The organism is Bacillus sp. TH50, from assembly GCF_016650565.1.
Taxonomy (GTDB): Bacteria; Bacillota; Bacilli; order Bacillales; family Bacillaceae_G; genus Bacillus_A; species Bacillus_A mycoides.
Map to the genome: position 1 here is coordinate 182566 of NZ_JAEKFM010000004.1, position 6933 is coordinate 189498.

The following is a 6933-nucleotide window of genomic DNA, read 5'->3' on the forward strand; positions in this document are numbered from 1 at the left end:
TTCATAGTTTGGTGATGATGGCAGAGAGGTCACACCCGTTCCCATACCGAACACGGAAGTTAAGCTCTCTAGCGCCGATGGTAGTTGGGACCTTGTCCCTGTGAGAGTAGGACGTCGCCAAGCAAGATAAAAACACAAGTCTTTTGACTTGTGTTTTTTTGTATATTTGTTTCGTTAGAAACAAGGGTGGAAATATTGCTAAATCATACCAGATGGGAAATTATTTACGGAATCATGATAAAGGCGAAGTATTTTCGCTATTTTTATTAAGCGCTCATTAAACTATATGTATTTCGTAATAGGATCATTATTGGTCATATTTTCAATATAAGAGGGGAACCTCTCTTCTTTTATAATTAATTTCTAAAAAACTTGGCGCATAATTGAAGCTTCTATACTCTAAATGATTTAATGGTTTATGAATTATATAGCTATTTCCCCTTAAAATCCTGTATACAATATCCCTTAACTAATAAACATTAGAGGTGTTTCTGCCGGTAAATATTTCTTTTTCATGATTGGACATCTAAATCTTCTTCATTAATATACTTTTGAAAATAACTCCGTTCATAATTTCAATAATATAGATTTGTGTAATTGCTTCCTTTGAGTTTGCAGTTTGCTCAATCTATTAAACAAGCCCGTCTATATAATTGCATTTTATATAGACGGGCTTGTTTAATTTTTTATTCTTATAATAGTAGCGTTTTGAGGAATGTTTTTTGTTATTAAGTATAGGGAAGTAGTACATAATCTATGAAAATGATACAGGTGCTTTCAATTATTATGAGAACAGCTATATTATGGCTAAATATGTAGTGAGATATAGGCATGTTGAGCAAGGGGCTCATTTACAATTGAAGTGTATATATGGGTATGAAATCTTCTTTGATTGGTAGTCGTAACTTCTTGAGGCATAAATTTTTGAATTCCGTAACGTCAGTGCTACAATGATTGAAAAATAAATGTTAATGAGGTGTTCATATGAAAATTGAAGTTTGGTCTGATTTTGTATGCCCGTTTTGCTATATTGGGAAGCGTAGATTAGAAATGGCTTTAGAGCAATTTCCACATAAGAAAGATGTTGAAGTTGAGTTTAAAAGTTTTGAATTAGATCAAAATGCTCCGATCTACTCTGGAACGAGTATTAATGAAGTGCTTGCATCGAAGTATGGAATTAGTGTTGAAGAAGCTGATCGTAATAATATACAACTAGGCAATCATGCAGCTAGTATGGGTTTGAGTTTCAATTTTGAAGAGATGAAGCCAACAAATACTTTTGATGCACATCGTTTGGCGAAATTCGCAAAGGATCAGGGGAAGGAAAAGGAGATTACAGAAAATCTACTTTTTGCATATTTCACTGAATCGAGAAACTTAAGTGATGTGGAAACACTAGCTAATATTGCTGAAGCTTCCGGTCTAGATAGGGAAGAGGCTTTAAATGTTATTCATAATAAAAATTCTTATGCCAATGAGGTTAGGATTGATGAATCAATTGCTCAACAATATAAAATTACAGGGGTACCTTATTTTATTGTTAATCAAAAGTATGCTATTTCAGGTGCACAACCACTTGAAACCTTTGTTGGTGCACTTCAACAGGTGTGGGAAGAAGAGAACCCTAAGTCTGAACTTCAAGATCTTTCAATAAATAGTACAACAGATGATTATTGTGCAGATGGTAGCTGCTCGATACCTTCAAAGGAATAATATTTAATTCTTTCTTTCTATTATGGTGTGCATAATGTAATGAGGGGATAAATTTAAAATGTCATATGTATATTAATGACATCTAAATACGAATAACCTACAGTGACTTTTATAGGTTATTCGTATTTAGTTTATTTTGGGGAGTTACATTCAAGTGTATTATTATTGTGCTAACGGCTTGTTGGTATAGTTAATTCATATTTTTATAAAAAACTTATTTAAAACTATTGACGATTAATATACATGGGTGTAATATAGAACAAGTCGCCGATAGCAACAACGCAGAAAGCGACAAAAGAAATAAAAAAACTTGGTTGACATTGAAATATGAAAATGTTAACATAAGGGAGTCGCAAATGAGCGGCAAACAAGTTCTTTGAAAACTGAACGAAACAAACAACGTGAACGTCAATTTTTATTTTTAGATGCTAGACAAACTAACTTTATTGGAGAGTTTGATCCTGGCTCAGGATGAACGCTGGCGGCGTGCCTAATACATGCAAGTCGAGCGAATGGATTAAGAGCTTGCTCTTATGAAGTTAGCGGCGGACGGGTGAGTAACACGTGGGTAACCTACCCATAAGACTGGGATAACTCCGGGAAACCGGGGCTAATACCGGATAATATTTTGAACTGCATAGTTCGAAATTGAAAGGCGGCTTCGGCTGTCACTTATGGATGGACCCGCGTCGCATTAGCTAGTTGGTGAGGTAACGGCTCACCAAGGCGACGATGCGTAGCCGACCTGAGAGGGTGATCGGCCACACTGGGACTGAGACACGGCCCAGACTCCTACGGGAGGCAGCAGTAGGGAATCTTCCGCAATGGACGAAAGTCTGACGGAGCAACGCCGCGTGAGTGATGAAGGCTTTCGGGTCGTAAAACTCTGTTGTTAGGGAAGAACAAGTGCTAGTTGAATAAGCTGGCACCTTGACGGTACCTAACCAGAAAGCCACGGCTAACTACGTGCCAGCAGCCGCGGTAATACGTAGGTGGCAAGCGTTATCCGGAATTATTGGGCGTAAAGCGCGCGCAGGTGGTTTCTTAAGTCTGATGTGAAAGCCCACGGCTCAACCGTGGAGGGTCATTGGAAACTGGGAGACTTGAGTGCAGAAGAGGAAAGTGGAATTCCATGTGTAGCGGTGAAATGCGTAGAGATATGGAGGAACACCAGTGGCGAAGGCGACTTTCTGGTCTGTAACTGACACTGAGGCGCGAAAGCGTGGGGAGCAAACAGGATTAGATACCCTGGTAGTCCACGCCGTAAACGATGAGTGCTAAGTGTTAGAGGGTTTCCGCCCTTTAGTGCTGAAGTTAACGCATTAAGCACTCCGCCTGGGGAGTACGGCCGCAAGGCTGAAACTCAAAGGAATTGACGGGGGCCCGCACAAGCGGTGGAGCATGTGGTTTAATTCGAAGCAACGCGAAGAACCTTACCAGGTCTTGACATCCTCTGAAAACTCTAGAGATAGAGCTTCTCCTTCGGGAGCAGAGTGACAGGTGGTGCATGGTTGTCGTCAGCTCGTGTCGTGAGATGTTGGGTTAAGTCCCGCAACGAGCGCAACCCTTGATCTTAGTTGCCATCATTAAGTTGGGCACTCTAAGGTGACTGCCGGTGACAAACCGGAGGAAGGTGGGGATGACGTCAAATCATCATGCCCCTTATGACCTGGGCTACACACGTGCTACAATGGACGGTACAAAGAGCTGCAAGACCGCGAGGTGGAGCTAATCTCATAAAACCGTTCTCAGTTCGGATTGTAGGCTGCAACTCGCCTACATGAAGCTGGAATCGCTAGTAATCGCGGATCAGCATGCCGCGGTGAATACGTTCCCGGGCCTTGTACACACCGCCCGTCACACCACGAGAGTTTGTAACACCCGAAGTCGGTGGGGTAACCTTTATGGAGCCAGCCGCCTAAGGTGGGACAGATGATTGGGGTGAAGTCGTAACAAGGTAGCCGTATCGGAAGGTGCGGCTGGATCACCTCCTTTCTATGGAGAATTGATGAACGCAGTTCATCAATAAACGTTGACTTGTTTTGTTTCGTTCAGTTTTGAGAGAACTATCTCTCAAGTTTAAATGTATGTTCTTTGAAAACTAGATAACAGTGTAGCTCATATTTTTTTAATTTTAGTTTGGTTAAGTTAGAAAGGGCGCACGGTGGATGCCTTGACACTAGGAGTCGATGAAGGACGGGACTAACGCCGATATGCTTCGGGGAGCTGTAAGTAAGCTTTGATCCGAAGATTTCCGAATGGGGAAACCCACTATACGTAATGGTATGGTATCCTTACCTGAATACATAGGGTATGGAAGACAGACCCAGGGAACTGAAACATCTAAGTACCTGGAGGAAGAGAAAGCAAATGCGATTTCCTGAGTAGCGGCGAGCGAAACGGAATCTAGCCCAAACCAAGAGGCTTGCCTCTTGGGGTTGTAGGACATTCTATACGGAGTTACAAAGGAACGAGGTAGACGAAGCGACCTGGAAAGGTCCGTCACAGAGGGTAATAACCCCGTAGTCGAAACTTCGTTCTCTCTTGAATGTATCCTGAGTACGGCGGAACACGTGAAATTCCGTCGGAATCTGGGAGGACCATCTCCCAAGGCTAAATACTCCCTAGTGATCGATAGTGAACCAGTACCGTGAGGGAAAGGTGAAAAGCACCCCGGAAGGGGAGTGAAAGAGATCCTGAAACCGTGTGCCTACAAATAGTCAGAGCCCGTTAATGGGTGATGGCGTGCCTTTTGTAGAATGAACCGGCGAGTTACGATCCCGTGCGAGGTTAAGCTGAAGAGGCGGAGCCGCAGCGAAAGCGAGTCTGAATAGGGCGTTTAGTACGTGGTCGTAGACCCGAAACCAGGTGATCTACCCATGTCCAGGGTGAAGTTCAGGTAACACTGAATGGAGGCCCGAACCCACGCACGTTGAAAAGTGCGGGGATGAGGTGTGGGTAGCGGAGAAATTCCAATCGAACCTGGAGATAGCTGGTTCTCCCCGAAATAGCTTTAGGGCTAGCCTTAAGTGTAAGAGTCTTGGAGGTAGAGCACTGATTGAACTAGGGGTCCTCATCGGATTACCGAATTCAGTCAAACTCCGAATGCCAATGACTTATCCTTAGGAGTCAGACTGCGAGTGATAAGATCCGTAGTCAAGAGGGAAACAGCCCAGATCGCCAGCTAAGGTCCCAAAGTGTGTATTAAGTGGAAAAGGATGTGGAGTTGCTTAGACAACTAGGATGTTGGCTCAGAAGCAGCCACCATTTAAAGAGTGCGTAATAGCTCACTAGTCGAGTGACTCTGCGCCGAAAATGTACCGGGGCTAAATACACCACCGAAGCTGCGAATTGATACCAATGGTATCAGTGGTAGGGGAGCGTTCTAAGTGCAGTGAAGTCAGACCGGAAGGACTGGTGGAGCGCTTAGAAGTGAGAATGCCGGTATGAGTAGCGAAAGACGGGTGAGAATCCCGTCCACCGAATGCCTAAGGTTTCCTGAGGAAGGCTCGTCCGCTCAGGGTTAGTCAGGACCTAAGCCGAGGCCGACAGGCGTAGGCGATGGACAACAGGTTGATATTCCTGTACCACCTCTTTATCGTTTGAGCAATGGAGGGACGCAGAAGGATAGAAGAAGCGTGCGATTGGTTGTGCACGTCCAAGCAGTTAGGCTGATAAGTAGGCAAATCCGCTTATCGTGAAGGCTGAGCTGTGATGGGGAAGCTCCTTATGGAGCGAAGTCTTTGATTCCCCGCTGCCAAGAAAAGCTTCTAGCGAGATAAAAGGTGCCTGTACCGCAAACCGACACAGGTAGGCGAGGAGAGAATCCTAAGGTGTGCGAGAGAACTCTGGTTAAGGAACTCGGCAAAATGACCCCGTAACTTCGGGAGAAGGGGTGCTTTCTTAACGGAAAGCCGCAGTGAATAGGCCCAAGCGACTGTTTAGCAAAAACACAGGTCTCTGCGAAGCCGTAAGGCGAAGTATAGGGGCTGACACCTGCCCGGTGCTGGAAGGTTAAGGAGAGGGGTTAGCGTAAGCGAAGCTCTGAACTGAAGCCCCAGTAAACGGCGGCCGTAACTATAACGGTCCTAAGGTAGCGAAATTCCTTGTCGGGTAAGTTCCGACCCGCACGAAAGGTGTAACGATTTGGGCACTGTCTCAACCAGAGACTCGGTGAAATTATAGTACCTGTGAAGATGCAGGTTACCCGCGACAGGACGGAAAGACCCCGTGGAGCTTTACTGTAGCCTGATATTGAATTTTGGTACAGTTTGTACAGGATAGGCGGGAGCCATTGAAACCGGAGCGCTAGCTTCGGTGGAGGCGCTGGTGGGATACCGCCCTGACTGTATTGAAATTCTAACCTACGGGTCTCATCGACCCGGGAGACAGTGTCAGGTGGGCAGTTTGACTGGGGCGGTCGCCTCCTAAAGTGTAACGGAGGCGCCCAAAGGTTCCCTCAGAATGGTTGGAAATCATTCGTAGAGTGCAAAGGCATAAGGGAGCTTGACTGCGAGACCTACAAGTCGAGCAGGGACGAAAGTCGGGCTTAGTGATCCGGTGGTTCCGCATGGAAGGGCCATCGCTCAACGGATAAAAGCTACCCCGGGGATAACAGGCTTATCTCCCCCAAGAGTCCACATCGACGGGGAGGTTTGGCACCTCGATGTCGGCTCATCGCATCCTGGGGCTGTAGTCGGTCCCAAGGGTTGGGCTGTTCGCCCATTAAAGCGGTACGCGAGCTGGGTTCAGAACGTCGTGAGACAGTTCGGTCCCTATCCGTCGTGGGCGCAGGAAATTTGAGAGGAGCTGTCCTTAGTACGAGAGGACCGGGATGGACGCACCGCTGGTGTACCAGTTGTTCTGCCAAGGGCATAGCTGGGTAGCTATGTGCGGAAGGGATAAGTGCTGAAAGCATCTAAGCATGAAGCCCCCCTCAAGATGAGATTTCCCATAGCGTAAGCTAGTAAGATCCCTGAAAGATGATCAGGTTGATAGGTTCGAGGTGGAAGCATGGTGACATGTGGAGCTGACGAATACTAATAGATCGAGGACTTAACCATATAATATGAAGCAAATGTTATCTAGTTTTGAAGGAATATACCTTCATCAGTTTGGTGATGATGGCAGAGAGGTCACACCCGTTCCCATACCGAACACGGAAGTTAAGCTCTCTAGCGCCGATGGTAGTTGGGACCTTGTCCCTGTGAGAGTAGGACG

The 6933-nt window shown here is 45.6% G+C and carries 1 protein-coding gene and 4 rRNA genes; all 5 read left to right on the top strand.

Going from position 1 to position 6933, the window contains the following annotated elements:
* Positions 1 to 7: 7 nt before the first annotated feature.
* Positions 8 to 123 (top strand): 5S ribosomal RNA (gene rrf, locus JFU23_RS17130).
* An 861-nt stretch (positions 124 to 984) separates the two neighbouring features.
* Entirely contained in the window at positions 985 to 1713 is a 729-nt protein-coding gene (locus tag JFU23_RS17135; RefSeq protein ID WP_201032351.1) for a DsbA family oxidoreductase, read from the top strand.
* Positions 1714 to 2156: 443 nt separating this feature from the next.
* Positions 2157 to 3708 (top strand): 16S ribosomal RNA (locus JFU23_RS17140).
* 146 nt (positions 3709 to 3854) lie between these two features.
* A 23S ribosomal RNA gene (locus JFU23_RS17145) occupies positions 3855 to 6776 on the top strand.
* 50 nt (positions 6777 to 6826) lie between these two features.
* Positions 6827 to 6933: ribosomal RNA gene (gene rrf / locus JFU23_RS17150) — 5S ribosomal RNA — on the top strand; the annotation flags it as partial.

Coding starts and splice junctions, on each gene's coding strand:
- JFU23_RS17135 (WP_201032351.1), top strand. CDS start 985: ATGAAAATTGAAGTTTGGTCTGATTTTGTATGCCCGTTTTGCTATATT.